The sequence below is a fragment of the Streptomyces sp. BYX5S genome, assembly GCF_054724165.1.
This window is the reverse complement of the sequence record NZ_CM138829.1, coordinates 2643478-2669196: the sequence shown is the minus strand read 5'-3', so window position 1 is coordinate 2669196 and position 25719 is coordinate 2643478. Positions and strand designations below refer to the sequence as shown.

Genomic DNA, 25719 nt, shown 5'->3' with positions numbered 1-25719 from the left:
CTGCGGCGATTGAGCAGCGGGTCCGGGGCAGAGCCCCGATCTTTGCAACCCCGGCGGCACTTGGCCCCTTCAAGCCCCGGCGGCGCTTGAGCCCCTTCAAGCCCCTCCGGCGATTGAGGAGCGGGGCCCGGGGCAGCGCCCCGATCATTTGAGCCCCTGCGGCGATTGAGCAGCGGGGTCCGGGGCAGCGCCCCGCGACCGCACCGCGACGGTGACCGCACCCCTACGCCAACCGCCCCACATCCACCCCCACCTTCTGAAGCGCCCGCACCGCCGCCCGAATCGACGGCCTCCGATCCGCATCCGCCCGCCACACCACATACACATGCCTCCGCACCCGCTGCCGCACCGGCACCGCCACCACCCCCTCCGGCATCGGATCCCGCCCGAGCAACGGCGCCACACACACCCCGAGCCCCGCCGCAACCAGCCCCAACTGCGTATGCGTCTCCGCCGCCCGATGCCCGATCTGCGGCTCGACCCCCTTCGCCCGCAACGTGAGCATCAGCCACTCGTGGCAGAACTCCCCCTGCCCCCACGTGATCCACTCGTCGTCGGCGAACTCCTCGAGCCCGACCTCGTCCCGCCCCGCCAGCGGATGCCCCACCGGCATCGCGATATCGGCCGGATCGTCGAGGATGCTCGCCTTGACCAGCCCGTCGGGCATCGGCATCGGCTTGTTGTACCAGTCGAGCACGACGGCGAGGTCGAGGTCCCCACGGATCACCGCGGCCACCGCCGTCTCGGGCTCCAACTCCTGCGAGCGCACCCGCAGTTGCGGATGCTGTTCCCGCAACGCACGCAGCGCCCCCGGGAACAGCCCCCGCGCCGCCGTGGGAAACGCGGAGATCCGCAACTCCCCCACGACCTGCCCCCGCTGCGCCTCCAGATCGGACTGCGCCAGCTCGACCTGCGAGAGGATGCGCGCCGCGTGCTCGGCGAGCAGCCGCCCCGCGTCGGTGAGCCGCACCCCGCGCCCGTGCTTGGCGAGCAGCCGCTGCCCGGCCTCCCGCTCCAGCTTGGCCATCTGCTGCGAGACGGCGGACGTGGTGACGTGCAGCCCCTCGGCCGCGCCACTGACCGAACCGTGCCGGGCCAGCGCGTCCAGGACCCGTAGGCGCTCCAGGTTCAACATGTAAGCGATGCTAATCGGTATCCGGCAAAGAATCTCGCTTGTGCTACAAGGTCGAGCGGCGCCAATCTGGTCCGCATGAGCACGCCGACCGCACCCCGCACCACACCCGCCGCCACTCCCACCCGGCCCCCGGCCCCCGCCCTCGCGCCGAAGTCGGCCGCCCCGGCCCGCCGCACCTTCGACTGGCGCCTGCGCTTCGGCGTGCTCGCCCTCATCTGGGGCTTCAGCTTTCTGCTCATCAAGGTGGGCACGGAGGGCTTCGCCCCGTTCCAGGTGACGCTCGGCCGCCTGGTGTTCGGCACGGCGGTGCTGGCCGTGGCCATGATCGTGAAGCGTCAGGGGCTGCCCCGCGGGATCCGGACCTGGGGCCACCTGACGGTCGCGGCGTTCTTCCTGAACGCGCTGCCCTTCTCGCTCTTCTCGTTCGCCGAGGAGACGATCCCGTCGACGCTCGCCGGCATCTGCAACGCGACGTCGCCGCTGTGGGGCATGGCCCTGTCCCTGGTCGCGCTCTCCGAGGACCGGCCCACCCGGCGCCGGGTCGCGGGCCTCGGCCTCGGCTTCCTCGGCGTGCTGACCGTCCTCGGCGTGTGGCAGGGCTTCCACGGCCTGGACGTGGCGGGCACGGCGATGGCCCTGCTCGCCTCGGTCAGCTACCCCATCGGCTGGATCTACGTCCGCCGGACGCTGGCGAACACCGGCGAGTCGAACCTGACGATGATCGGCGCCCAACTGCTCCTGGCCACGGTCCAGCTGGCCGTCGTCACCCCGCTCTTCACGTCGTGGCCGACCCGTTTCGCGACGGGTCCGCTGCTCGCGATCGCCGCTCTGGGCGCGCTCGGCACGGGCGTGGCGTTCCTCATCCAGTACGGCCTGGTGGCGGAGGTCGGCCCGACGACCGCGCAGATGGTCACGTACTTCGTGCCGGTCATCGCGACGGCGGCCGGCGTCGCGGTCCTCGGCGAGTCGCTGAGCTGGTCGACACCGGTCGGCGCGGTGATCGTCCTGGCGGGCGCGGCCCTCACCCAGTCCAGGCCGCGAGCGCGGGCGCGGGCGCGGACCCGGACGTAACGAGACGCACCCCACCGGAACCCGGTGGACGCACCCCACCAGAGCCCGGTGCACCGCCCAGCCGCCCCGCCGCCCCGCCGCCCCGCCGCCCACCGGGCCCCACCACATCCCGCCACGAAGACCGCCCACCGCCCACCCCACCGTTCAGTCGTACCGCCGATCCAGCGCCGGCCCGGTCGCCGCCGCCACCGCGTCCGCCACCTCCGCGACCTCGTCGACCCCCAGCCGGGACACGGTGATCCGCACCCCCGGCGCCGCCTCCATCCGGAACCGCGCTCCCGGCGCCACCGCCCACCCGGCGTGCAGCAGCCGCGCCACCGCGCCGGTCTCGTCCGGCACCGGCACCCACACGTTCAGACCGCTGCGCCCGTGCGCCGCCACGCCCCGCTCGGCCAGCGCGGCGACCAGGGCGTCGCGACGCTCCCCGTACGAGGCCGCGACCGCGCGCGCGTCCACCGCGTCGGCCGCCCACAGCCCGGCCACGGCGCGCTGGGTGATGCGACTGACCCAGCCGGGCCCGAGCCGCTGACGCCCGCGCACGCCCTCGATCGTGGTGGCGTCCCCGGTGAGCACGGCGAGCCGCAGGTCCGGCCCGTAGGCCTTGGCGACCGAGCGCACGAACGCCCAGTGGTGCGTGGCCCCGGCGAGCGGGTGCACGGGGAGGTCGACGATGCCGTGGCCGTGGTCGTCCTCGATGAGCAGCACCTCCGGATGCTCGGCGAGGGCCGCCCGCAGCGCCTCGGCGCGGGCCGCGCCCACGGCCGCCCCGGTCGGGTTCTGCGCCCGGTCCGTGACCACGAGCGCCCGTGCCCCCGCCGCCAGCGCCCGCACCACGTCGTCCGGCAGCGGCCCCTCGTCGTCGACCCCGACGGGCACCGTCCGCAGCCCGAGCGCGGGTACGAGGTCGAGCATGCTGCCCCAGCCGGGATCCTCCACCGCGACCGCGTCCCCCGGTCTGAGGTGCACGGCGAGCACCCGCTCGATGGCGTCGAGCGAACCGGACGCCACGGTGACCGGCCCGTCCGGCACCCCGGCCGCGTCGAGGTCGGCCCGCGCGCGGCGCACGAGGTCCGGCTCCAGCGCCTCGTCCCCGTACAGCACGGGCTCCTTGTCGGCGGCGGTCGCGGCCGCGGTGAACGCCTCGACGAGCGAGGGCAGCAGCGCTGGATCGGGGTTGCCGTCCGACACGTTCCGCACCCCCTCCGGCACGTCCACGCGGATGGCGTCGCGCGCGGTGATGGCCGGCTTCGCCCGCACCCGGCTGCCGCGCCGCCCGGCGGTCTCGATGACCCCGCGCTCGCGCAGCGACCGGTACGCGGCCGCGACCGTGTTCGGATTCACCCCGAGCCGCTCGGCCAACTCCCGCATGGGCGGCAGCAGTTGCCCCGGTTCGAGGTCACCCGCGATGACCGCACGCTCGACGCTCGCGCGAATCTCTGCTGCGCGACGTCCACTGATCGGATACTCTCCTAGCACAAACAGCATTTTGCACTAGTGCAATGGAGTTCGCAACATGAGCGTCGCCCAGGACCAGCAGGCCGCCACCTACGCGCCCACGGAGCGCACGGTCCCGACCCGCGCCAAGGAACGCGCGGCGTACGACCACGACCTGGTGCACTCGATACTCGACGAGACCTACCTCTGCCATCTCGGCTTCGTCCGCGACGACGCCCCCGTCGTGCTGCCCACGCTGTACGCCCGGGTCGGCCAGCGGCTCTACGTCCACGGCTCCACCGGCTCGCGGCCGTTGCGCATGGCGGGACAGCGGGACCCCGGCCTCCGGGTCTGCCTGACCGTGACCCACGTCGACGGACTGGTGCTCGCCCGCTCCGCCTTCCACCACTCGATCAACTACCGCTCCGTGGTGGTGCACGGCACGGCGCACCAGGTCACCGACGCCGAGGAGAAGCGGCTCGCCCTGGACGCGATCGTCGACCACGTGGTGGCGGGCCGCGCCGCCGACTCGCGGGCGGCGAACGCCAAGGAGCTCGCGGCGACGGCCGTGCTCCGCATCGACCTCGCCGAGGTCTCGGCGAAGGTCCGCGCGGGCGGGCCGAACGACGAGCCCGAGGACATGGACCTGCCGCACTGGGCGGGCGTGGTCCCGGTCCAGCGCGGCTACGGCGAGCTGATCCCCTCGGACGACCTCGCCGACGGCATCGAGACCCCGGCGTACCTCAAGGGGCTGTGATGCTGATCCACCCCTGGGACGCGGCGCGCGACACCGCCGAGTGGCAGCGGTGGCTGGCCACGCACGACTTCGGCCAGCTCGCGGTCAACGGACTGGACGGCGAACCCCCGTGGGTCCAGCCGATGCACTTCGCCTACGACCCCCGGGGCGCGGGCGAGTACGGCGAGGCCGTCGCGCACCTCGCCCGGCCCAACCCCCTGTGGCCGGCGCTGGAAGCCAATCCTGAGGTGCTGCTGAGCGTCGTCGACGACTACGCGTTCGTGCCGGGCCCCTGGCAGGCACCGCCCGACGTACCACCGGAGCACGGCACGCCCACGAGCGTCTACGCGGCTGTCCAACTGCGCTGCACCGCGCGCGTGGTGGACGACCCGGAGGAGAAGGCGGCGCTCCTGAACCGTCAGGTGGGGCACTTCCAGGAGCCCGGCACGTCGGTTCCGGTGGCCGCGGGCGAGGCCCCGTACGGGCGGATGCTGCCGGGGATCCGGGTCCTGCTGCTCGACGTGACGGACGTCCGGGCCAAGTTCAAGTACGCGGGCCACAAGCCCGAGGAGGTGCAGGACCGGATAGCCGCGGGCCTCGCCGAGCGCGGCGACCCGCGCGACACCGCCGCCCTCGCCACACAGCGTCGACGGCGTCACCAACCCGCGTAGAAGCGCAGGCGAACAGGCACAAGGGAGAGCACTCACCGTTCACGGCACGCGCGCGCGGAAGGCCCGCCCGGTCCGCGACCCCGAACCAGCCCTAAACCGCCCCACCGGACCGCGACAGCACGCTCTCCGGCGCCGCGTCGGACGCCGAGGGCGGCGTCGCCCGCGGCTTCGACGACTGCGCGATGAGCGCCCCGACCAGGACCATCGCCCCGCCGAACAGCTGGGGCGCCGACAGATGCTCCCCGAGCAGCACCCAGGCGAGCACGGTCGCCACGACCGCTTCCAGGCAGGCCACGACACCGGCCACCTGCGGCGAGAGGCGCCGCACCGACACCACCCCGGTGACGTACGCGACGACCGTGGCGAGCAGCACGATCCAGCACAGCAGCAGCCACGCCGGCACGGACGTGCCGTTCATGGGGGCGCTGCCCGCGAGCACCGACCAGTCCATGCCCCAGGGGCGGGCGATGACCGTGAGGAGCGCGGCGCCGATCAGGAGCCCGTAGGCGATCACCCCGAGAGGGTCGGGGACCTCGGCGCCGGACTCGGCGGCGTCACCGCCGTGGTCGGAGAGCACGAAGTAGCCGACCTGACAGCAGGCCGCACCGAGCGCGAGGAGCAGACCGAGGGCGTCGAAGCCGAGCCCCGACCACACCTCGACAACGCAGGCGAGACCGGCCACGGCGATCACGACGCCGATCGCGGCGGCGCGCGTCACCGGCTTGCGCTGGACGAAGCGCACCCAGCCCAGCACGAGCGCGGGCGCCAAGTACTCGATGAGCAGGGCCACCCCGACCGGAATGCGGGAGATCGCGGCGAAATAGCAGGCCTGGACGCCTGCGACCGCGAGCAGCCCGAACCCTGCGAGCAGCGCGGGCCTGCGCAGCACGAGCGCGCGGTGCCGCCAGGCGACCGGCAGCATGACGAGGGCGCCGCCCGCGACGCGCAGCCACACCACGTGGAGCGGGTCGAGCCCCGCCTCGATCAGCGGTTTGGCCGCGACCCCGGAACCGCCGAACGCGAGCGCGGAGAGCAGGGCGAGACCCAGTCCCATGCTGCGCGCGCTGCTTCCCGTCCGACCCTGGCTTCCCGTGGACCCCTTTGTCTCCTGCACCGGCACATCATGACAGGGCGGGTCAGGAGCGTCACCCCCGTTGACCCCTGTCTCACGGGATGGACGCACGGGTCGGCCGCGGACCGAGCTCACCACAGGACCCGGCCGGTCGCGCCCAGCCGGTCAGTTGAGCCGCTGCCGCAGCTGCTCCACGTCCACCCCGGCCCGGCCGAGCACCTCGACCGCCCGGCACTCCACGTCCGAGGCGAGCGCGGCGAGTACGTCGACGCCGCGCGCCAACTCGTCCCCGCGCGAGGCGGCACGCTCCACGCCCGCCTCCATCGCGGCCGCCGCCACGGGCGACCAGCCGGGAGCCGAGGTGACGACGGGTACGGCTCCGGAGTCCTCCACCGAGCCCTGCCACCGCAGCCCGTACCCGATGCTGCGCTGCACGAGATAGCCCAGAAGCCGCGCCACCTGCTCACCCTCGGGGAACGCGGCGCGCACGTCGGGGTCCGCCTCCAGGAGGGAGTGCAACAGGTGTGCCGTGTCGACCTGCCGGTCCCCGTCCCGGACCGCACGCCGCCGCGCCCCCGCGACGACCGCCGCGAGCTCGTCGCTGAGCTGGGCGTCTACGGGCTCTTCACTGGTGGGGCCGATCGCACCGGAGTCGGACGGGGTTGAACTATGCACACCCTCCACCCCACCAGCGCGGCCTCTTCGGGGCATCCACGGCGAGGAGCATCTTCGTGTCCGACACAGGTTGGGCACTGATCATGAACATCTCCTCCTTACGGATGAGATCGAGCCACCTTCCCCCGAGGGGATCCGGACGCGGACAACCCAGAACTGACGGTTCATCAGTATTGAATGTTCGAGGTCACACGGCTACTTTGCGCGACGACGCGACATCGGGGCCCGGCAGGGCTCCCGACGCTCTCGACTCAAAGGGGTGGCCACATGGCCGAAGTCAGCGCGGAAGCACGCATGGAAGCACCCGCGGAGAAGGTCTGGGCGCAGCTCACCGACTTCTCCTCGTACGGGGAGTGGAACGCCACCCACACCGACTTCCCGAAGGGCGGCCCCGCCTCGCTCGAAGTGGGCGGCCAGTTCGAGGAGAACATGAAGCTGATGGGCTTCCCCGCCGAGGTCACGTGGACGATCGAGGAGCTGGAGACCGCCCGCACCTTCGCCATCCGCGGCAAGGGTCCGATGGGCGTGAACCTCTTCATGCACTACTCGCTGACCCCGGCCGGCGACGCGACCACGGCCCGCATCCGGGGCGAGTTCACGGGCGCCGCGGTCTCGCTGATGGCGGGCAAGCTCAAGGACTCGGCGACGGCCGCGCTGGACGAGTCGCTGCGCAAGCTGAACGGCCTCGTGGCCTGACCCTCGTACGTACACGAAGAGGCGCCCCGCACTGTGCGTACGGGGCGCCTCTTCCGCGCTCTGTGAGGGCGACCTGTTCCGGCCCGCACGGGGCTCAGTCCTCGTCGGCGAGGATCAGGTACAGCTTCTTGCGCGCGTCGTTGATGACGGAGATGGCCTTGTCGCGCTGGTCCTTGCTGCCGGTCTTCCAGACCTGGCCGAAGGCCTCCATGAGTCCGAAGCTCGCCGTCCGGATCTCGTTCATGGCCTCCCAGTCGACGCCGCGGCCGGCCTCCTCCCAAGGAGCCTCGGGCCCCTCTTCGGCGGCGGTGCGGCCGTCGTCGGTGAGCGAGAAGAGCTTCTTGCCGCCCTCGCTCGCGCTGGCGATCAGACCCTCGTCCTCGAGCAGCTGAAGCGTCGGGTAGACCGAGCCGGGGCTCGGCTTCCACGCGCCGCCGCTGCGCTCGGCGATCTCCTGGATCATCTCGTAGCCGTGCATCGGGCGGTCCTTCAGCAGGGCCAGGATCGAGGCGCGCACGTCACCGCGCCGCGCCCGCCCCCGGGGCCCGCCGCCGCGACCGCCGCGGCCACCCCAGGGTCCGGGTCCGCCGGGCCCGCCGAAGCCGGGGCCGAAGGGCCCGAACGCCGCTCGCCGGCCTTCGAATCCGCCCCGCTCGAATCCGCCCCTGCCGGGGCCGCCGAAACCGGGGCCGAAGTGTTCATGTCCGTGGTTGTTTCCGTGGTTACGCATGGGAATCAGCCCTTTCGTAACTGATCGATGGTTTCTTTGCCGCGATCTTCAACCGATCGCGATGCCTCAACGATATATCGGAACTGTTCGGCTGGCAACCCACCGAAAGAGGCCGGACGCGCCGGATTGGCCATGGGCGGGCGCGCGAGAGCTCAATTACCGTCGCTGACATGCGTATTCGTATCGTCGATGCCTTCACCGACCGGCCCTTCGCCGGCAACCCCGCCGGAGTCTTGCTCCTGGACGCCTTCCCGGACGACGCCTGGCTCCAGAACGTCGCCCTGGAGGTCAATCACGCCGAGACCGCCTTCGCGCACCCGCTGCCCGACGGCGGCGAGGCCGACTGGGCACTGCGCTGGTTCACGCCCGCCACCGAGGTCGACATGTGCGGGCACGCGACCCTGGCCACCGCCCACGTACTGCACACCACCGGGACCACGCGGGGCCCGGTCCGGTTCGCGACCCGCAGCGGTGTGCTCGTGGCGACGCCCGGCGAGGACGGCTCGCTCACCCTGGACTTCCCGACCGCCCCGCTCACCGAGGAGACCGCCCCCGCGGGGCTCGCCGCGGCCCTCGGCGCCGAGCCGCTCTCCGTGCACGACACGGGCCCCTCGGTCGGTGACCTGGTCGTGGAGCTCGCCGACGAGAAGACCGTGCGGGGCCTGTCACCCGACCACAAGGCGCTCGTCGGCCTGTCCGAGCGCGGCATCATCGCCACCGCCCGCGCCGCGGACCCCACCGGGGACTACGACTTCGTGTCGCGCTGCTTCTTCCCGAACGTCGGCGTCGACGAGGACCCGGTGACCGGCAGCGCGCACACCGCGCTCGCCCCGTTCTGGGCCGCCCGCCTGGGCCGCGACGAACTGACCGGCCTCCAGGCCTCCGCCCGCGGCGGCCTGGTCCGCGTGGCGCTGCGCGGCGAGCGCACCCTCCTGACCGGCAAGGCCGTCACCACCATCGAGGGCGAGCTGAACGTGTGACCAGGGGCGCTGCCCCGGCGCACCGCGGGCTACGCCGTGGGCAGCCAGCCCACCTTCCCCGCGAGCAGCGCGTATCCGACGAACGCCCCGATGTCCAACAGGGAATGGGCCACCACCAGTGGCCCGACCCTGCCCCACCGCCGGTACAGATAGGCGAAGACGACGCCCATCGCGAGGTTCCCGAAGAACCCGCCGATGCCCTGGTAGAGGTGGTACGAGCCGCGGAGCACCGACGACGCGACGAGCGCGCTGCCCGGCAACCACCCCAACTGGCCGAGCCTACGCAGCAGATACCCGACGACGATGACCTCCTCCACCACGGAGTTCTGCACCGCCGACAGGATCAGCACCGGGAACTTCCACCACACGTCGGGCAGCGCCTCCGGCACCACCGTCAGGTTGAAGCCGAGGGCGCGGGCGGCGAGGTAGAAGGCGATGCCCGTGCTGCCGATGACGGCGGCGAGCGCGGCCCCGCGCCCCGCGTCGAACCACGGCCGTTTCCGGTCGAAGCCGATGGTGCGCATCCCCGCGCCCTCCCTCAGCAGGAAGTGCGCGACGAGCGCCACCGGCACGAGCGCGCTCGCGATGCCGAACAGCTGCCAGGCGAGATCCAGCCACGGACGGCCGGGCGCCGCCGAGGCGTTGAGGGTGGCCGCCTGGTCCTTGAGACCGCCCGGTTTCGTGACGGAGCCGACGAAGCTGATGAGCGCGGACACACCGCTCGCACCGAGCGAAAGCCCCAGAACGAGCAGCGTCTCGTCCCGCAAAAAGCGCCGTGAAAGACGCCCTTCGGGAGAAGAACCGGGCATCGGTTCCGCCTCCACCTGCACACCTGCCTCCAGTTGGTCAATACCGCCACTTGCGTCACAACGCCCCGCTAGGGTCTCGAATGCAGGTACGAAGATCGCGTGCGACAGGCCGGGGGGACCGGGACGCCGCAATTCGGCGCACCGCTTCCCCTCTCATGCTTCACCGCTTATACCGCAACTGCCTTTGTGGCTCAGGGAGGGGCTCCACCGCCATGGGACGTCACAGCAGCATGCCCGACGAGTACGGGACGGCCGTCGCCGAACCCCGTCCCCGCTCGCGCGGCCGCACCGTGGCCATCGCGACCGCCCTGGTCCTGGTCGTCGCGGCGGGGACGGCGGCGGTGTTCCGCCCCGATCTGCTCGGCCTCGGCGACGCGTGCGGGGCCGAGGTCCACCTCGACGTGGTCGCCTCCCCCGACATGGCCCCGGCGCTGCGCGACGCGGCCGGGTACGCCCGCCGCGAGAAGCTCACCTCCGACGGCAACTGCCTGGACGTCGCCGTCACCGCCCGCGACGCGTACAAGGTCGCCGACACCCTGCACGCGGGCAAGGGCGCGGCGGACTTCCAGGTGTGGGTCCCGGACTCCGACGTCTGGGTGCAGCGGGTCTCCGCCGACTCCGCCGCCACCCGGATCACCCCGGCCGGCAACGTCGCCTCGTCACCGGTGGGCGTGGGCATGGTGCCGACCGCGGCGAAGTCGTTCGGCTAGCCGCGCAAGACGTACACCTGGGCGCAGCTGACGGGCGCGGCGATGCAGAGCGACGACCTGCGCCTCGGCGCCGCCGACCCGGCCCGCAGCGCCACCGGGCTGCTCGCGCTGTCCATGCTGACCGCCACCTCCAAGAAGGACGACGGCACCCAGGCCGCCGCGATGGCGAAGGCCCTGTCGCAGCGCACGTCCGACAGCGACGCGCAGCTGATGGAGACGGTGCCGCGCGACAACTCCGGCACGGAGCAGGGCAATCCGCGGCGCAACGAGGCGCTCATCCTGTCCGAGCAGGCCGCGTACGCGCACAACGAGGAGGCGGGCGCGGCGGGTTCGCTCGACCTCTTCTACCCGAAGGACGGCTCGCCCGCCCTCGACTATCCGTTCTCGCTGGTCGGCGAGGACACCCTGACCACCGACGAGAGCCGGGCCGCCGTCCGCTTCATGACGCTGCTGGACTCCCCCGAGGGCCGCGCGCTCCTGGAACGGCACGGCTTCCGCACGGACAGCGGCCGGTCCCCCGAGACCGTCGCGTCACGGGCGGGCGGCCGCTCCCCGCAGCCGTACGCGCGCGTGACGGCCGCGGCGCCCACGGAGGAGCAGCTCGCGGAGACCCTCGGCATGTGGACGATCACCGTGCAGAGCGCCCGTATCCATGCGGTCGTCGACGCGTCGGCCTCGATGGGCAATGTCGTGCCGAACCGCGGCGAGTCCCGCATGGAGGTGACGAAGGCGTCGATGCTGGCGGCGCTCTCCACGTTCACGCCGGAGGACGAGATCGGGCTGTGGGAGTTCGCCACGTTCCTGGACCGGAACCGCGACTACAAGAAGCTGGTGCCGACCGAACGCCTCGGCGACCGCACCGGCTCCGGCACCCAGCGCGACCGGCTGTCCGCCGCGTTCACCGCGCTGAAGCCGGTACCGGGCGGGGCGACGGGCCTGTACGACACGACGCTCGCGGCCTACGAGGCGGCCACGTCCTCGTACGAGAAAGGCATGTTCAACGCCGTCGTGGTGGTGACCGACGGCGTCAATCAGGACGAGGGGTCGATCTCCCGCTCCCGCCTCGTCGAGCAACTCGGGGAGCTGACCGACCACGAGCGTCCCGTCCCGCTGATCGTCATCGCCGTCGGGCCCGACACCGACCGGGACGAGGTCGAGCAGATCGCCGAGGCGACGGGCGGCTCGGGTCACCAGGTCACGGACCCCGCGGACATCCAGAAGGTGATCCTCACGGCCATCATCGCGGCGGGCGCCAAGGCCAACTGAGCCCGCCGCCCCGGGCCTGTCCTTCGGATCAGGCCCTAGCCGAGCGGAACCGCCGGCTCCGGCAGCCCCACCGGCCAGCTGTGCACCGGCTCGCCGATGTGCATCAGCTCGCAGTACCGCCGGGTGGTCGCCGCGAGCGCCGCGTCCCGCGCCAGCCCGCTCTCCAGCGCCCGGTGGTACGTCGCCGACTGCCACGCCGCCCCGTTGGTCCGCAGCCGGCACCGCTCCTCGATCACGCCCAGGTACAGGTCCCGGTCGGCCGGCTCCACGCCCCACGCGTCGAGCCCGGCCGCCGCGAGCGGCAGCAGCTCGTCCCGGACGAGGTTCACCGCCGGCACCCGCTCCGTGCCGCCGAACCGGCCCCGGCGCGGCCACTCCAGGCGCGCGTCGATGCCGTAGCGGCAGGCGGCGTCGAAGTTGCGGGCCGCCGCGTCGAAGGGGAGCCGCGACCACACGGGGCGGGACTCCTCGGCCAGCGCGCGTACGACGCCGTAGTAGAACGCCGAGTTGGCGACGACGTCGATGACGGTCGGCCCCGCGGGCAGCACCCGGTTCTCGACGCGCAGATGGGGAACGCCGTCCGCGACGCCGTACACGGGGCGGTTCCAGCGGTAGACCGTGCCGTTGTGCAGGACGAGTTCGGCGAGGCTCGGGGTGTCGCCCTTGGCGATGACGTCGAGCGGCTGCTCGTCGTCGAGGATCGGCAGCAGCGGCGGGAAGTACCGCAGATTCTCCTCGAAGAGGTCGCGCGCGGAATCGATCCAGCGCTCCCCGAACCAGGTGCGCGGCCGCACCCCCTGGGCCACCAGCTCCGGCGGCCGGGTGTCGGTGGACTGCTGGAACAGCGGCGGCCGCGACTCGCGCCACAGCTCGTGGCCGAACAGGAACGGCGAGTTGGCGCCGAGCGCGATCTGCGGGGCGGCCACCGCCTGCGCCGCGTTCCACACGTCGGCGAAGCGGCCCGGTGTCACCTGGAGGTGCAACTGCACGGAGGTGCACGCGGCTTCGGGCGCGATCGACGAGGACGTGCAGGTCAGACGCTCCACACCGGCGATGTCGAGCTGGAAGTCCTCGCCGCGGGCGGCCGTGATCTGGTCGTTCAGGAGGGTGTAGCGGTCGACGTCCGACAGGTTCGCGGAGACCAGGTCCTGGGCGCTGAGCGTCGGCAGAATTCCGATCATCACGATGCCCGCGTCGACCTCGTTGGCCTTCCGGTGCGCATATCCGAGCCCGGTGCGCAGCTCCTCGGCGAGCTGGTCGAGAACGCGGCCGCCGAGCCGGTGCGGGGCAATGTTCACTTCGAGATTGAACATCGCGAGTTCGGTCTGGAAATCCCGGCTCGCGATGCGCTCCAGCACTTCCGCATTCATCATTCTCGGCAGCCCGTCGGGCCCGGCGAGATTCAGTTCGATCTCGAGACCCATGAGATTCTGCGGACGGTCGAAGCGCTTCTCGTCCAGGAGTCGCCCGAGTCCCTCCAAGCACTCTTGGAGCTTCTCCCGATAGCGCCGCGGAGCGGCCAGGTCGACCGCCTCCGCAACGACCTTCTCCCCCATGGAAGCGTCCCTTCTCGCACGGGCGGCCCGGCAGGAACCCGTCCCGGCCGCGTGTCACGGTGGATGATGCCCAGGCAATGTGATCGATAACGCCCCGTGGGGTGCCACGGAGCAGTACGCTCAAGTCAGTTACCCCGGGGCACATTCCTTAGGCATGCGGCCTCCCGCAGATTCGTTCGCGGACGGCCCTGGTGAAAAACGCCGACAAGAACAGGCCGACCGCTCGACGGCAAGATACCGAGGTCACGCGCGGCCACCCCTTCGGAAATGGGAAGAATACCCGCAAACCCCTTGGGCAACCCCGCCCGAATAGCACCTTGCGTAATCCGGCGGACCTGCTAGTGGAAACAAGCCGCGAACATACGTCGTATAAACTCCGCTGGCGAGACAGAGATGTGGCGCCCGCGGGCCGGGCCAGGACCGGACCCCCGCCGCCTCTGCCCCGTCCGTGTACCCGTGTACACCCGCAGCAGACAGCGCCGTCCGCTCGTCCCGCACCGCCCTCGCATCACGTGTCACGTGCCTGTCGAATGAGAGGCGACCCACCATGCCGCTGCACGTCCCACCGGCTCCCGCGCCTGCCCTGCGCAGCGTCCTCACGGCCCTCGGTTCCCCCACCGCCGTCCGCGAGGCACGCACCCCTTCCCTGCGCGCCGCACAGGGACCCGCCACCCCCGAACTCCCTTTGCCACTCCATGTGTTGGACCACATCACCGAGACCACCGGACCGTCCAGGGCCCGCCTCACCGGCTGGCGCTTCCTGATCCGCTGCGGGGACCGCGCGGTGGCCGCGGCCGACACCATGCTCACGCCGGACGGCTGGGCCTTCTCGCACTTCTTCGAGGGCCCCTACATCCGTTCCACCGAGCGGGCCCTGCGCCACGCCGAGTCACTGCCCAAGGCCTACCAGCCGCGGCTGCTCTCGGTGCCCGAGCTCTACATGCTGACGCTGTGGCTGCACGGCGACCGTACCGCCGACCCGACGAGCGGCCATCCGGCGGCCGACGACATCCTCGTCCCGCTGGCACCCGCCCCGCCGGGCATCGCCCCGCACCGCCCGCACTCGGTGGCCGAGCTCCTCCCGGTCCTCACCCACCGCCTGACCCCGGCCCCCGCCGCCCTGCTCGCCTGAACCCGACCGGGGGCCGCCGACGGCTCCGGTCGCTCACACCTGTGCCCCGCACCGTCCGCCGTCCGGTCGCGGGGCACAGCCCTGTCCGAGTGGACTAGCCCGTACCGACCACTCCGAACCACCCGAAGGGAGAGTCCAGTTGGACTGAACCGTCCGCATGGGTGATGCGTCTCCAATCCATAAGGACCGCTGCTACGAAATCCCTGCGGAACGACGTCCACAGGGCAACACTGGGTTCCAGAACTCACGACAACGGGGGGCGGCCATGAACAAGTCTTCAAGCCGCGGCACGACGAGCAGGACCAGCACCGCCCAAGTCATCGAGATAACTTCGCAGCGAAAGATCCCATCCATGTGCCAGCACCAGCCACTCTGCCCGACAGCGGAATCCGAGGACCGGGAAGCCGCGCTTCCCGTCGCTCACCACCCCGAGCAGGGATGGAGCCTCCTCTGCAACGGCGTCCTGCTCTTCGAGGACACCGGCGAGCTGCTGCCCAACGGCACGATCATCGCCCCGCACCGGCCACTGGGCCGTGTGGTGACGGCGGCGTAGGGATCCGCTGAGCGGGGCCGCGCGACCGTCGGTCGCGCGGCCCCGAAGCGATCAGCCCTCGTAGGCGTCGAGGGGCGGGCAGGAACACACCAGGTTCCGGTCGCCGAACGCCTGGTCGATACGGCGCACCGGCGGCCAGTACTTGTCCGCCGCCACCACACCGGCCGGGAAGACGCCTTCCTCCCGGCTGTACGCGTGCTCCCACTCACCGCCGAGCATTCCGGCCGTGTGCGGAGCGTTCCGCAGCGGGTTGTCGTCCGCCGGCCACTCGCCGGAGGCGACCCGCTCGATCTCGCCGCGAATCGCGATCATCGCGTCGCAGAACCGGTCGAGCTCGTCGATGTCCTCGCTCTCGGTCGGCTCGATCATCAGCGTCCCGGCGACCGGGAACGACATGGTCGGCGCGTGGAAGCCGTAGTCGATGAGCCGCTTGGCGACGTCGTCGATGCTCACACCCGTCGCCTTGCTGATCGGGCGCAGGTCCACGATGCACTCGTGCGCGACGAGCCCGCCGGGTCCGGTGTAGAGCACCGGGAAGTGCGGCTCCAGGCGCTTGGCGATGTAGTTCGCCGACAGCACCGCCACCTGCGTGGCCCGCTTCAGCCCCTCGCCGCCCATGAGACGCACGTACGCCCACGAGATCGGCAGGATCCCGGCGGAACCCCACGGCGCGGCGGAGATCGGGCCGACGCCCGTCTCCGGACCGGCGGCCGGCTGCAACGGGTGGTTGGGCAGGTACGGCGCGAGGTGCTCGCGGACGCCGACCGGACCGACGCCCGGACCGCCGCCGCCGTGCGGGATGCAGAACGTCTTGTGCAGGTTCAGGTGCGAGACGTCGCCGCCGAAGCGGCCCGGCTTGGCGAGGCCCACCAGCGCGTTGAGGTTGGCGCCGTCGACGTAGACCTGGCCGCCCGCGTCGTGCACGGCGGCGCAGATGTCGGCGACGTGCTCCTCGAAGACACCGTGCGTCGACGGGTACGTGATCATCAGCACGGCGAGCTGCTCGGCGTACTGCTCGATCTTGGCGCGGAGGTCCTCGATGTCGACCTCGCCGTCGTCGGCGGTCTTCACGACGACGACCTTCATGCCGGCCATCACGGCGCTCGCGGCGTTGGTGCCGTGCGCGGAGGACGGGATGAGGCAGATGGTGCGCTGCTCGTCGCCGTTGGCCCGGTGGTAGCCGCGGACCGCGAGCAGACCGGCGAGCTCGCCCTGCGAACCGGCGTTGGGCTGCAACGAGACCTTGTCGTAGCCGGTGACCTCGGCGAGCCGCTCCTCCAGCTCGCGGATGAGCGTCAGATAGCCCTGCGCCTGCTCGCCCGGGACGAAGGGGTGCAGCTGGCCGAACTCGGGCCAGGTGACCGGCTCCATCTCCGTCGTCGCGTTGAGCTTCATCGTGCAGGAGCCCAGCGGGATCATGCCGCGGTCCAGCGCGTAGTCCCGGTCGGCGAGCTTGCGCAGGTAGCGCAGCATCGCGGTCTCGGAGCGGTACTGGTGGAAGACGGGGTGCGTCAGGTACTCGTCGTCGCGCAGCAGCGCGTCCGGCAGCGTGTCCGCGACCTCGGCGTCCAGCGCCTCGATGTCCGCGTCGACGCCGAACGCGCTCCACACGGAGCCGAGTTGGGCCCGCGTGGTGGTCTCGTCGCAGGCGAGGGAGACGTGGTCGGCGTCCACGAGGTGCAGGTTGACCCCGGCCTCGCGCGCGGCGGAGACGATCCCGGCGGCCTTGCCCGGCACCCGCACGGTGAGGGTGTCGAAGTAGGCGCCGTGCACGACCTCGACGCCGCCCGCCGTCAGACCGGCCGCGAGCACGGTGGCGTAGCGGTGGGTGCGCCGCGCGATGGACTTGAGGCCCTCGGGCCCGTGGTACACGGCGTACATGCCGGCCATCACGGCGAGCAGCACCTGCGCAGTACAGATGTTGCTGGTCGCCTTCTCGCGGCGGATGTGCTGCTCACGGGTCTGAAGGGCGAGGCGGTACGCCTTGTTGCCGTCGGCGTCGACGGAGACGCCGACGAGGCGGCCCGGCAGCGAACGCGCGAACTTCTCGCGCACCGCCATGTAACCGGCGTGCGGCCCACCGAAGCCCATCGGGACGCCGAAGCGCTGCGTCGTACCGACGGCGATGTCGGCGCCCAGCTCTCCGGGCGAGGTCAGCAGCGTCAGAGCAAGAAGATCAGCGGCAACGGTGACAATGGCGCCCAGCTCGTGCGCCTGGTCGATCACGGGCTTGATGTCCCGCACGGCACCCGAGGCGCCGGGGTACTGCACGAGCACGCCGACGACACCGCGCTCGGCGACCTCGGCGGGGATGCCCTCGCTCAGATCGGCGACGACGATCTCGACGCCGGTCGGCTCGGCCCGCGTCTGGATCACGGCGATGGTCTGCGGCAGGGCGTCGGCGTCGACGACGTACACACCGTTCTTGACCTTGCCGACGCGGCGCGAGAGGGCCATCGCCTCGGCGGCGGCGGTGCCCTCGTCGAGCAGCGACGAGCCCGAGGTGGGCAGGCCGGTCAGCTCGGCGACCATCGTCTGGAAGTTGAGCAGCGCCTCAAGGCGGCCCTGCGAGATCTCCGGCTGGTACGGCGTGTACGCCGTGTACCAGGACGGGTTCTCCATGACGTTGCGCAGGATGACGGGCGGCGTGAACGTCCCGTAGTAGCCGAGGCCGATCATCGAGCCGAGCACCTGGTTGCGCTCGGCGAGCGACTTCAGCTCGGCGAGCACCTCGGCCTCGCTGCGGGCGGCCGGAAGGTCGAGCGCCTCGGCGCTCTTGATCACATCGGGCACCGCGGCCGCGGTCAGCTCGTCCAGCGAGCCGTAGCCGACCTGCGCGAGCATCTTGGCCTGAGCGGCGTCGTCGGGACCGATGTGCCGCTGCTCGAAGGGGATTCCCCGCTCCAGTTGGGAGAGCGGAATACGGTTGGCGGTCATTGCGGAGGCCTCCTGGTCATTGCGACCTGCGAGGGGCACCACGGCGCGGGTACCCGGACGGCCTCCCCCTCTGTCATCTCAACCTGAGAGCTTCACCGGCCCACCCCGCGAGAACACGGAACACACCGGCTTGCACCGTCGGTGAGAGCGGAAACCGTGCACCCCGCCCTGCTTTCCAGAGTGACCTCGTCCGTGCGGTACAGGGGCCTGAGAGATTCCGGGGAGGATTTGCTCCTTCGGCGCCCCCGACTGTCGTCGGAAGACTCTCCCGCACGGGTTCAACAGCCATTCGCCAGCCTACCAGCGGCTACGCGCCCCGAGCCCTCGAGTGGCCGCCTTCCGCAATGTGCTCTTTCGTAGTGCTTACACAGCAGTTGCGATCATCGCGATCAGTTGGAGGGCCCGTGCAGACCGATGTCGATCCGCGCAATCTGATCGGCCGCAAGGCGTTCGACCGCAACGGAGCAAAGGTCGGCACCATCGACGAGGTCTACCTCGACGACGCCACCGGCGTCCCCGAGTGGGCGGCGATACGCACCGGGCTGTTCAGCCGCGACGCCTTCGTGCCGCTCGAGCCCAGCGAATTCGTGGACGGCACGCTGCGCGTCCCCTTCGAGCGCGCCCTGATCAAGGACGCCCCCGACTTCGGCGTCGGCCGCCACCTCTCCCCCGAGCAGGAACTCCAGCTCTACCACCACTACGGCCTGGACATCACGGCCCCGCAGTCCCCCGATCTCTCCTTCGGTCACGTGGCGGGCGCGGAGGACGAGCCGACCTGATCACCGGCCGCCTCCGTGGTCTCCTCCACGAGCGGCAACGGCTCGGCCGCCTCCAGCTCCGGATCGTCGACACGAAACGTCCGCACGCGCCCCGGCACCTCCGCGTAGGGCGTCTCGAACCGCACGGTCACGCGCCCGAGCCCGCTCCCCTGCACCCACCCGGGACCGAACTCGGCGTGCCGCACATCGTGCCCGGCGAGCCACTTCCGCTCCTCGGGCTCCGGCTCGGGCACGGCAGGCGCCTCGGCCGCCTCCACGGCCTGCGCCGGCGCCCCGTCCCCCTCCGGCCCGCCGCCGGCCGCGGCCTCCTCCGCGGCGGCGAACTGCGCGAACAGGTCCTCCTGCGTGAAGTCGGCGAGCCCACTGACGCCGACGCCAAGCAACCGCACGCCGCCCGTCGTGTCCACGGACTCCAGCAACCGCGCGGCGGCCTCCCGCACCACCCCGGGGTCGTCCGTCGGCCCGCGCAGCGTCTCGGACCGCGTCAGCGTCGAGAAGTCGTAGCGGCGCACCTTGAGCACCACGGTCCGCCCCGACCGCTCGGCGGCCCGCAACCGCTCCACGCACCGGTCGGCGAGTCTGCGCACCTCCATCCGGACCCGCACCCGGTCGTGGATGTCCACGTCGTAGGTGTCCTCCACCGACACCGACTTGGAATCCCGCTCGGCGACCACCGGCCGCTCGTCGCGCGCCAGCGCCATCTCGTACAGGTGACTCCCCTGCGCCTTCCCCAGCAGCCGCACCAGCTCGTCCGCGCCGGCCTCTGCGATCTCCTCCACCGTGAGGATCCCGGCCCGCCGCAGATGGTCCCCGGTCGCCGGCCCCACGCCCGGCAGGATCCGCACGGACCGCGGGCCGAGCAGCGCGCGCTCGGTGCCGGGACGTATGAGCACCAGCCCGTCGGGCTTGGCCTCCTCCGAGGCGATCTTCGCGAGCATCTTGGACGCGGCGAGCCCCACGGACCCGGTCAGCCCGGTCACGCGCCGGATGTCGGCCCGCAGCCGCCGCCCCACGGCCTCGGCGGACTCGGCGTCCCAGGCCGCCTCACCGGCCTCCAGATCCACGAACGCCTCGTCCAGGCTCAGCGGCTCCACCAGCGGCGAGAGCGCGCCCAGGAGCGCCATCACCTGCTCGCTGATCGCCCGGTACAGCCGGAAGCGCGGCACCAGGTACGCGGCATGCGGGGCGAGCCTGCGCGCCTGCCCCATCGGCATCGCCGAGTGCACCCCGAACTTCCGCGCCTCGTACGACGCCGTGGCCACCACGCCGCGCGGGCCGAGCCCGCCCACGACGACCGCTTTCCCGCGCAGGCTCGGCTTGGCCGCCTGCTCCGCCGAGGCGTAGAAGGCATCCATGTCGAGATGCAGGATCGTGGGCGCGGTTCTCACACGTCCGATGCTGCCCTACGCCACTGACAATGCTGCCCCACGGCCCTCACACGGCGCGGTTGCGCCGCCTGGCGAGCTCGTCCGTGGGGTTCGGCGGCGTGATCGTCTCGCCGGTGTCCACCCGCTCGCCGTGCAGCTGCGAGAGCGCGGCCTCGACGTCCCGCCAGACCACGCCCACGGCGATCCCGAAGACGCCCTGGCCGCCCTGGAGCAGGTCGTGCACCTCGTCCGGCGACGTGCACTCGTACACGGTCGCGCCGTCGCTCATGAGCGTCATGCGCTCCAGGTCCCGGAAGCCGCTCTCGCGCAGGTGCTGCACGGCGGTCCGGATGTTCTGCAGTGAGACGCCCGTGTCCAGGAAACGCTTGACGACCTTGAGGACGACGACGTCCCCGAAGCTGTAGAGCCGCTGCGTCCCCGACCCGTAGGCCGATCGCACGCTGGGTTCGACCAGGCCGGTCCTGGCCCAGTAGTCGAGCTGTCGGTAGGTGATACCGGCCGCCGCGCACGCGGTCGGACCCCGGTAACCCACCTGCTCGGTCGCCGCCGCACCGCTCTCCCCCGCCACCACAGGCACGGCCTGCGGGCGCTGCGGAGTGTGATCGGCCGCGCTGCCGTGAAACAAGTACGGACCGCCCGTCGCCGTACCGTCGCCGCTGCTTCTCACGCCGACCTCCTCTTTGACCTGCCTCATCGACGGTAGGCAGTCACAGGGGGTGCGTCAACGAACGCCACACTAGGCACGCCGAGTGATAATCACCCTAAGAGTGGTTTCCCGTGTCCCACCGCGGGGAAAGGCTAGCCGAATGTCCCGAGGCCACCGGCCGACCGGTCACTGGCTGTTGGTGCCGAAGTCCTCGGGAGAGATCTGGTCGAGGAACTCGCGGAACTTCTCCACCTCGTCCTCCTGCTCGTCGGGGATCGCGATCCCCGCATCATCGAGGACCCCGTCACTGCCGTAGATCGGCGTTCCGGTGCGCAGGGCCAGGGCTATGGCGTCCGACGGGCGGGCACTGACCTCGACCCCGCTCGCGAACACCAGTTCCGCGTAGAAGACGCCTTCGCGGAGGTCCGTGATGCGCACTTCCGTGAGCTCCTGGCCGACCGCTTCAAGGACGTCCTTGAAAAGGTCGTGCGTCAGCGGACGCGCGGGCGCCATGCCCTGCTGGGCAAAGGCGATCGCGGTCGCCTCCCCCGGTCCGATCCAGATGGGGAGGTACCGGTCGCCTCCCACTTCACGCAGGAGCACGATCGGCTGGTTGGAGGGCATTTCGACCCGGACACCTACGACGTCGAGCTCGTTCACACAGCAACCCTAGGACGTGCCCGGCCGGTTTGGGTAGTCGGGCATGCGCCGAGGGCCGGGCCTGCGGCGCTCACCCGCGGCTGCGATCAGGGCAGACGGACCCCGAGCGCGGACTGCACAAGTGCCGAGTGCAGCTTCACGGTAAGGCCTGCCAGCTCCTTGGCACGCGCTTCGGCGTGCGCCCGCGTCTGCGGATTGCGGTGCACCTTCAGCGGCGCGACCACCTGGTCCACCAGGCCCGCCTCGCGGTCGGCGGCCGCCCGCATGACCCGCAGGTGGCGCGGGCCGATGCCGAACCGGCCCAGTTCGCCGACGAGCTCGGCGACCAGCACGGCCGAGGCGTCGTAGCCGCCGTCGGGCAGCGGCGTGAGAAGCCCGTACGACTCCCATTCGTCGAGCTCGTGCTCCTCGACGCCGACGGCTGCCAGCAATTCGTCCCGGCCGACCCGGGCGGCCGTCGGCACCTCGATGCCGTCCTCCGCGTCCCCGGGGCGTCCCGGCGCGGGCACGGGCAGCGTCTCGCCCGGCTCCAGGGCGTCGAGCTGCTCCTTGATCACCTTCAGCGGCAGGTAGTGATCCCGCTGCATGCGCAGCACATGGGCGAGCCGCTCCATGTCGTCCGGGCTGAACTTCCGGTAGCCCGAGGGCGTACGCCGCGGCTCGACGAGGCCCTCGGACTCCAGGAACCGGATCTTCGAAATGGTGACTTCGGGAAATTCTTCTCGGAGCACGTTCAGTACGGTGCCGATGCTCATCAGCCGACTGTCCGTGGTGGCGGTGCCTCCTGAGGCACCGCCCCTCGTCGTGTGCAGCATGGACCTTCCTGAAGGATCGCGGACGGGTCAGATACCGCGCTGGCTCGCGTAGAACACCAGCCGGTACTTGCCGATCTGCACCTCGTCCCCGTTGTTCAGCGTCACCGAGTCGATGCGCTCACGGTTCACATACGTGCCGTTGAGGCTGCCGACGTCGGCGACGGTGAACGAGCCGTCCTGAAGGCGACGGAACTCCACGTGGCGGCGCGACACGGTCACGTCGTCCAGGAAGATGTCGCTCTGCGGGTGGCGCCCCGCGGTGGTCAGCTCGCCGTCCAGGAGGAAACGGCTGCCCGAGTTCGGGCCGCGCCGCACCACCAGGAGCGCCGAGCCGAGCGGCAACGCGTCCACGGCGGCCTGGGCCTCCGGGGACAGGGCAGGGAGCTGCGTCTGGCCGGTCGCCTCCGGGTCGTAGGACTCCAGACCCGAGATCGAGATCGTGGACGTCGTCTCCGACGGCCCCTCCGGCGCCGCGCCGCCGCGCAGCGGCGCACCGCAGTTGGAGCAGAACCGGCTGTTCTCCCCGTTCCGGTTTCCGCACCTCGTACACACCAGGGCCGACATGGACGGATCCTCCTGCCGCGGCTGCCCCGCGGGGGCGTGGGACGCGTACGGGTCGGGGGCAAACCCTCCACCCGTACTTGAGGTTGACGGTTCTCCGAAACCTATGCGGCCGGAACCGGCAGGGTCAACAGACGACGCGCCCTGTCCGCCCGAATTGTCTCCACCGACCTGGTCGCGGAACAGCGGGCGCTCGCCCACCTGCGTCTCCGGCATGTCTCCTTGGCGCGGCGCACGATGACGGTTGTCCTCACGTGCGCTCTTGCCGAACAACTTCGCAAACAACTTCACGGGCGATTCCCCTTGACCGAAACAGACCCGCCCGTGGGGCAGGACGAACCCTGACTGCACACATCGGCGTACATCGCGTACATCATTGACACGGACACCCTCACAACGTCCGTATCCGCCAAACAGTTTCCACCACGCACCCCACCCTTGCTGCGGCGACCCCCCGCAACCTCATGCCCTCGCACGGTATCCACCATGCACCCCCGCCTCACTCCGAGGACGACCGAGCGTAATCAGGCCGTTGCGCCGATCGCAAGGCATCTACGACGATCTTGTTCGAGCGGCTCACGGTCGTCGTGGCCTGCTCCTTCTCCAGCGTCTGCACCACACCTCCGGGAATGTTCAGGGCCGGCTCGAGGTCCTGCGGCTTGCCGATGACCTTGAAGCGGTACGGCTGGCTGATCTCGCGCCCGTCCACACTGACCCCCTTCCCGCCTTCTCCATCCGTCAGGTACGTGTTGGCCACGATGCGGACATCATTCACCTGGATCGCCTCCGCGCCGGCGGCACGGAGTTCCTGGACCGCGTCGAGCAGCATGTCCGCCTCCACGGCCCCCTTCGTGTCGGTGACGGTCATCGTGATCCCGGGGCCCTGCGCGGCGACGGTGCCCGCCAGAATGCCGAGTTGCCGCTGCTTCTCGGCCGTCTGCTTGCGGGCCTCGTTCGCCTGGTCCGAACTGTTCTCCAGCTCGGTGCGCTGATCCTCGAGACCTTGCTTCTCATCCTCAAGACGCTGAGTTCGATCGTCCAGTTCATCGAGAATGCGAACGAGATCTTCCTGACGCGCACCGCGCAGGGCGCTGTTGTCACTGGTGGACCGCACCTGGATGGCCAGACCGAGCCCCAGGACGAACAGCAGCACAGCCATGATCAGCTGGGCGCGCGACGCGCGCGGCGGCCACAGACCCTTCACGAGCCGCTGACGTCCGGTCAGCTCGGGCTCCCCTGCTTCCGGTTCGTCCCGCGCCGGCCCGGCGGCCCCGGGCTCGGCCTCCCGCACCGGTTCCACCGCCTCCGGCTCCGCGGCACCGGGGCCGGGCGGCACCTCGGCGGGCAGTTCCTTGCGCAACTGCTCGGCCCTGTCGTCCGGTTGCACGTTCCTGCGGCTCTCCGAGCTCGCGGCGTGCTCTGCGTTCTCTGCGTTCTCGTCGCGGTTCATCGGCCTCACGCCCGGAAGACGTGCCGCCGGATCGCGGCCGCGTTGGAGAAGATACGGATGCCGAGCACCACGACGACACCGGTCGACAGCTGAGCGCCGACGCCCAGCTTGTCACCGAGGAAGACGATGAGCGCGGCCACGACCACGTTCGACAGGAACGACACGACGAACACCTTGTCGTCGAAGATCCCGTCCAGCATGGCGCGCAGCCCGCCGAACACCGCGTCGAGCGCCGCGACGACGGCGATCGGAAGGTAAGGCTCGACCACCGCCGGAACCTCGGGCCGGACGAAAAGCCCGACCACGACTCCCACGACGAGTCCCAGTACGGCGATCACGATGTGCCCTTCTGCTCTTCTCTCGGCTGTGCTGTACGTACGATCACGCTGGGCGCGGCAGGAAGCTTGATGTCGTCCTGGGCCGAAATGCTGGTCCTGATCCCGAAGTTCTCCTGCAGCGCGTGCAGATACAGACCGTCGGGGCTGTTCTGGAACCGTGTGCTCAGCCGTTGCCCGTCCCCCACCGCGAGCACCGTGTACGGCGGCACCAGCGGCTTGTTGTCGACCAGTATCGCGTCACCCGCGGCCCTGATCGCGGACAGCGACGTGAGGCGCTGCCCGTTGATGCTGATGGCCTCGGCGCCGGACTGCCACAGGCCGTTCATGACCCGCTGCATGTCCCGGTCGCGGACGCGACCGGTGTCGGAGAATCCGTTGCTCTCGCGCGGACCGCTGCCGTCGCCCGTGGTGGCGGACTTGGCGTCGTCGACGACGAGCTTCACGCCGGGGCCGTGCACGGCGACGGCGCCGGACAGCACGCCCGCCAACTCCCCCTGCTCGCCCCCGTGCTTCTTCAGCGCCTCCCGCTGCATCTCCCCCACGTGGCCCCGCAGCGAGTCGACCTGCCCCTCCAGCGTGTCGGCGGACTCGGTCTCCTGGTCGATGCGGTCGATGAGCTCCTCGCGCTCCTTGGCCACGACGGGCGCCGCGATCCGCGCCTGCGCCGCGCCGACCGTCACGACCAGCGCGGCCAGCACCAGGCCGGCCGCGAGCCCCAGCTTCGCGCGCAGCGTCTTCGGCAGACCGCTCTGCCCCAACGCCTCTTTGCGCGCCGCCGCTTCCGCATACCCGTCGTCCAGGCTGTGGTCCATGACGTTGTTCAGCAGCGACATGGAGGCGTCGGGGCGCGGGGGGCGCTCTGGGGTGCTCCGTTTGGGGGGCTGCTGCGGCATGCCGCACATCGTCGCACGTCGCGGCC

At 71.3% G+C, this 25719-nt stretch carries 24 protein-coding genes, 1 pseudogene and 1 riboswitch; of the genes and pseudogenes, 9 read left to right on the top strand and 16 right to left on the bottom strand.

Annotated features, from left to right (window positions below):
* Positions 1-223: 223 nt before the first annotated feature.
* The gene (locus ACYBSK_RS12135) at positions 224-1135 is read right to left on the bottom strand and encodes a LysR family transcriptional regulator (RefSeq protein WP_460246036.1); all 912 of its coding nucleotides are present in this window, start codon (positions 1133-1135) and stop codon (positions 224-226) included.
* Between the two features lie 75 nt (positions 1136-1210).
* Here ACYBSK_RS12135 and ACYBSK_RS12130 point away from each other — a divergent pair, with 75 nt between their 5' ends.
* A complete protein-coding gene (locus ACYBSK_RS12130) occupies positions 1211-2206 on the top strand; it encodes a DMT family transporter (RefSeq protein WP_460246035.1) in 996 nt (331 codons plus the stop codon).
* Between the two features lie 144 nt (positions 2207-2350).
* Here ACYBSK_RS12130 and ACYBSK_RS12125 read toward each other — a convergent pair whose 3' ends face one another.
* Entirely contained in the window at positions 2351-3682 is a 1332-nt protein-coding gene (locus tag ACYBSK_RS12125) for an aminotransferase class I/II-fold pyridoxal phosphate-dependent enzyme (protein WP_460246034.1), read from the bottom strand.
* A 37-nt stretch (positions 3683-3719) separates the two neighbouring features.
* Between ACYBSK_RS12125 and ACYBSK_RS12120 the strand changes: the two genes are divergently transcribed.
* Positions 3720-4397: a pyridoxamine 5'-phosphate oxidase family protein gene (locus ACYBSK_RS12120; protein ID WP_460246033.1), complete on the top strand. Its 678-nt coding sequence runs from the start codon at positions 3720-3722 to the stop codon at positions 4395-4397.
* Entirely contained in the window at positions 4397-5047 is a 651-nt protein-coding gene (locus ACYBSK_RS12115; protein WP_460246032.1) for an FMN-binding negative transcriptional regulator, read from the top strand. Before ACYBSK_RS12120 ends, ACYBSK_RS12115 begins: the two co-directional genes overlap by 1 nt.
* A 91-nt stretch (positions 5048-5138) precedes the next feature.
* Here ACYBSK_RS12115 and ACYBSK_RS12110 read toward each other — a convergent pair whose 3' ends face one another.
* Positions 5139-6101 carry an EamA family transporter gene (locus ACYBSK_RS12110; protein ID WP_457476910.1) on the bottom strand — a complete coding sequence of 321 codons (963 nt, stop codon included), beginning with the start codon at positions 6099-6101 and terminating at the stop codon, positions 5139-5141.
* 183 nt (positions 6102-6284) lie between these two features.
* The gene (locus ACYBSK_RS12105; RefSeq protein ID WP_457476909.1) at positions 6285-6794 is read right to left on the bottom strand and encodes a Clp protease N-terminal domain-containing protein; all 510 of its coding nucleotides are present in this window, start codon (positions 6792-6794) and stop codon (positions 6285-6287) included.
* A 267-nt stretch (positions 6795-7061) separates the two neighbouring features.
* Between ACYBSK_RS12105 and ACYBSK_RS12100 the strand changes: the two genes are divergently transcribed.
* On the top strand, positions 7062-7490 hold the full coding sequence (locus tag ACYBSK_RS12100) for a type II toxin-antitoxin system Rv0910 family toxin (protein ID WP_460246031.1): 429 nt from the start codon (positions 7062-7064) through the stop codon (positions 7488-7490).
* Positions 7491-7584: 94 nt separating this feature from the next.
* On the opposite strand, the gene ACYBSK_RS12095 is transcribed toward ACYBSK_RS12100, so the two are convergent.
* The gene (locus ACYBSK_RS12095; RefSeq protein WP_457476907.1) at positions 7585-8220 is read right to left on the bottom strand and encodes a PadR family transcriptional regulator; all 636 of its coding nucleotides are present in this window, start codon (positions 8218-8220) and stop codon (positions 7585-7587) included.
* Positions 8221-8390: 170 nt separating this feature from the next.
* On the opposite strand from ACYBSK_RS12095, the gene ACYBSK_RS12090 reads away from it, so the two are divergent.
* On the top strand, positions 8391-9200 hold the full coding sequence (locus ACYBSK_RS12090; RefSeq protein WP_457476906.1) for a PhzF family phenazine biosynthesis protein: 810 nt from the start codon (positions 8391-8393) through the stop codon (positions 9198-9200).
* Positions 9201-9229: 29 nt separating this feature from the next.
* Here the strand turns inward: ACYBSK_RS12090 and ACYBSK_RS12085 are convergent, their stop codons facing one another.
* On the bottom strand, positions 9230-10009 hold the full coding sequence (locus ACYBSK_RS12085) for a CPBP family intramembrane glutamic endopeptidase (RefSeq protein WP_460246030.1): 780 nt from the start codon (positions 10007-10009) through the stop codon (positions 9230-9232).
* 212 nt (positions 10010-10221) lie between these two features.
* Here ACYBSK_RS12085 and ACYBSK_RS12080 point away from each other — a divergent pair.
* A pseudogene (locus ACYBSK_RS12080) lies at positions 10222-11985 on the top strand (substrate-binding and VWA domain-containing protein).
* 35 nt (positions 11986-12020) lie between these two features.
* Here the strand turns inward: ACYBSK_RS12080 and ACYBSK_RS12075 are convergent.
* Positions 12021-13541: a glutamate-cysteine ligase family protein gene (locus ACYBSK_RS12075; RefSeq protein ID WP_457476903.1), complete on the bottom strand. Its 1521-nt coding sequence runs from the start codon at positions 13539-13541 to the stop codon at positions 12021-12023.
* Between the two features lie 547 nt (positions 13542-14088).
* Here ACYBSK_RS12075 and ACYBSK_RS12070 point away from each other — a divergent pair.
* Together ACYBSK_RS12070 and ACYBSK_RS12065 are read left to right on the top strand one after the other, a co-directional pair.
* Positions 14089-14673, top strand: a complete 585-nt coding sequence (locus ACYBSK_RS12070; RefSeq protein WP_457476902.1) for a hypothetical protein — start codon at positions 14089-14091, stop codon at positions 14671-14673.
* 352 nt (positions 14674-15025) lie between these two features.
* Entirely contained in the window at positions 15026-15226 is a 201-nt protein-coding gene (locus tag ACYBSK_RS12065; protein WP_457476901.1) for a DUF5999 family protein, read from the top strand.
* A gap of 51 nt (positions 15227-15277) precedes the next feature.
* Here ACYBSK_RS12065 and gcvP read toward each other — a convergent pair whose 3' ends face one another.
* Positions 15278-18163, bottom strand: a complete 2886-nt coding sequence (gene gcvP / locus ACYBSK_RS12060) for an aminomethyl-transferring glycine dehydrogenase (RefSeq protein WP_457476900.1) — start codon at positions 18161-18163, stop codon at positions 15278-15280.
* Between the two features lie 185 nt (positions 18164-18348).
* Positions 18349-18444, bottom strand: a riboswitch (glycine riboswitch).
* Positions 18445-18567: 123 nt separating this feature from the next.
* On the opposite strand from gcvP, the gene ACYBSK_RS12055 reads away from it, so the two are divergent.
* Positions 18568-18942, top strand: coding sequence for a PRC-barrel domain-containing protein (locus ACYBSK_RS12055; protein ID WP_457476899.1), 375 nt, complete (start codon positions 18568-18570; stop codon positions 18940-18942).
* Here ACYBSK_RS12055 and ACYBSK_RS12050 read toward each other — a convergent pair.
* The 8 genes from ACYBSK_RS12050 to ACYBSK_RS12015 form a co-directional block, all read right to left on the bottom strand.
* Positions 18909-20330, bottom strand: a complete 1422-nt coding sequence (locus ACYBSK_RS12050) for a DNA polymerase IV (RefSeq protein WP_460246029.1) — start codon at positions 20328-20330, stop codon at positions 18909-18911. The genes ACYBSK_RS12055 and ACYBSK_RS12050 overlap by 34 nt on opposite strands.
* 46 nt (positions 20331-20376) lie before the next feature.
* Complete coding sequence (locus ACYBSK_RS12045) at positions 20377-20997, bottom strand: MerR family transcriptional regulator (RefSeq protein WP_460246028.1); 621 nt, start codon at positions 20995-20997, stop codon at positions 20377-20379.
* A gap of 165 nt (positions 20998-21162) precedes the next feature.
* Positions 21163-21636, bottom strand: coding sequence for a bifunctional nuclease family protein (locus tag ACYBSK_RS12040; protein ID WP_006123076.1), 474 nt, complete (start codon positions 21634-21636; stop codon positions 21163-21165).
* 86 nt (positions 21637-21722) lie between these two features.
* Positions 21723-22451 (bottom strand): transcriptional regulator FtsR, encoded by a 729-nt coding sequence (gene ftsR / locus ACYBSK_RS12035; RefSeq protein WP_460246027.1) that lies wholly within the window; start codon positions 22449-22451, stop codon positions 21723-21725.
* A gap of 27 nt (positions 22452-22478) precedes the next feature.
* Complete coding sequence (locus ACYBSK_RS12030) at positions 22479-23429, bottom strand: FHA domain-containing protein (protein WP_460247007.1); 951 nt, start codon at positions 23427-23429, stop codon at positions 22479-22481.
* An 82-nt stretch (positions 23430-23511) separates the two neighbouring features.
* Positions 23512-24462 carry a DUF881 domain-containing protein gene (locus ACYBSK_RS12025; RefSeq protein WP_460246026.1) on the bottom strand — a complete coding sequence of 317 codons (951 nt, stop codon included), beginning with the start codon at positions 24460-24462 and terminating at the stop codon, positions 23512-23514.
* A 5-nt stretch (positions 24463-24467) separates the two neighbouring features.
* Complete coding sequence (locus tag ACYBSK_RS12020; RefSeq protein WP_008749169.1) at positions 24468-24800, bottom strand: small basic family protein; 333 nt, start codon at positions 24798-24800, stop codon at positions 24468-24470.
* Positions 24797-25702, bottom strand: coding sequence for a DUF881 domain-containing protein (locus tag ACYBSK_RS12015; RefSeq protein WP_457476894.1), 906 nt, complete (start codon positions 25700-25702; stop codon positions 24797-24799). Before ACYBSK_RS12015 ends, ACYBSK_RS12020 begins: the two co-directional genes overlap by 4 nt.
* Between the last annotated feature and the right edge of the window lie 17 nt (positions 25703-25719).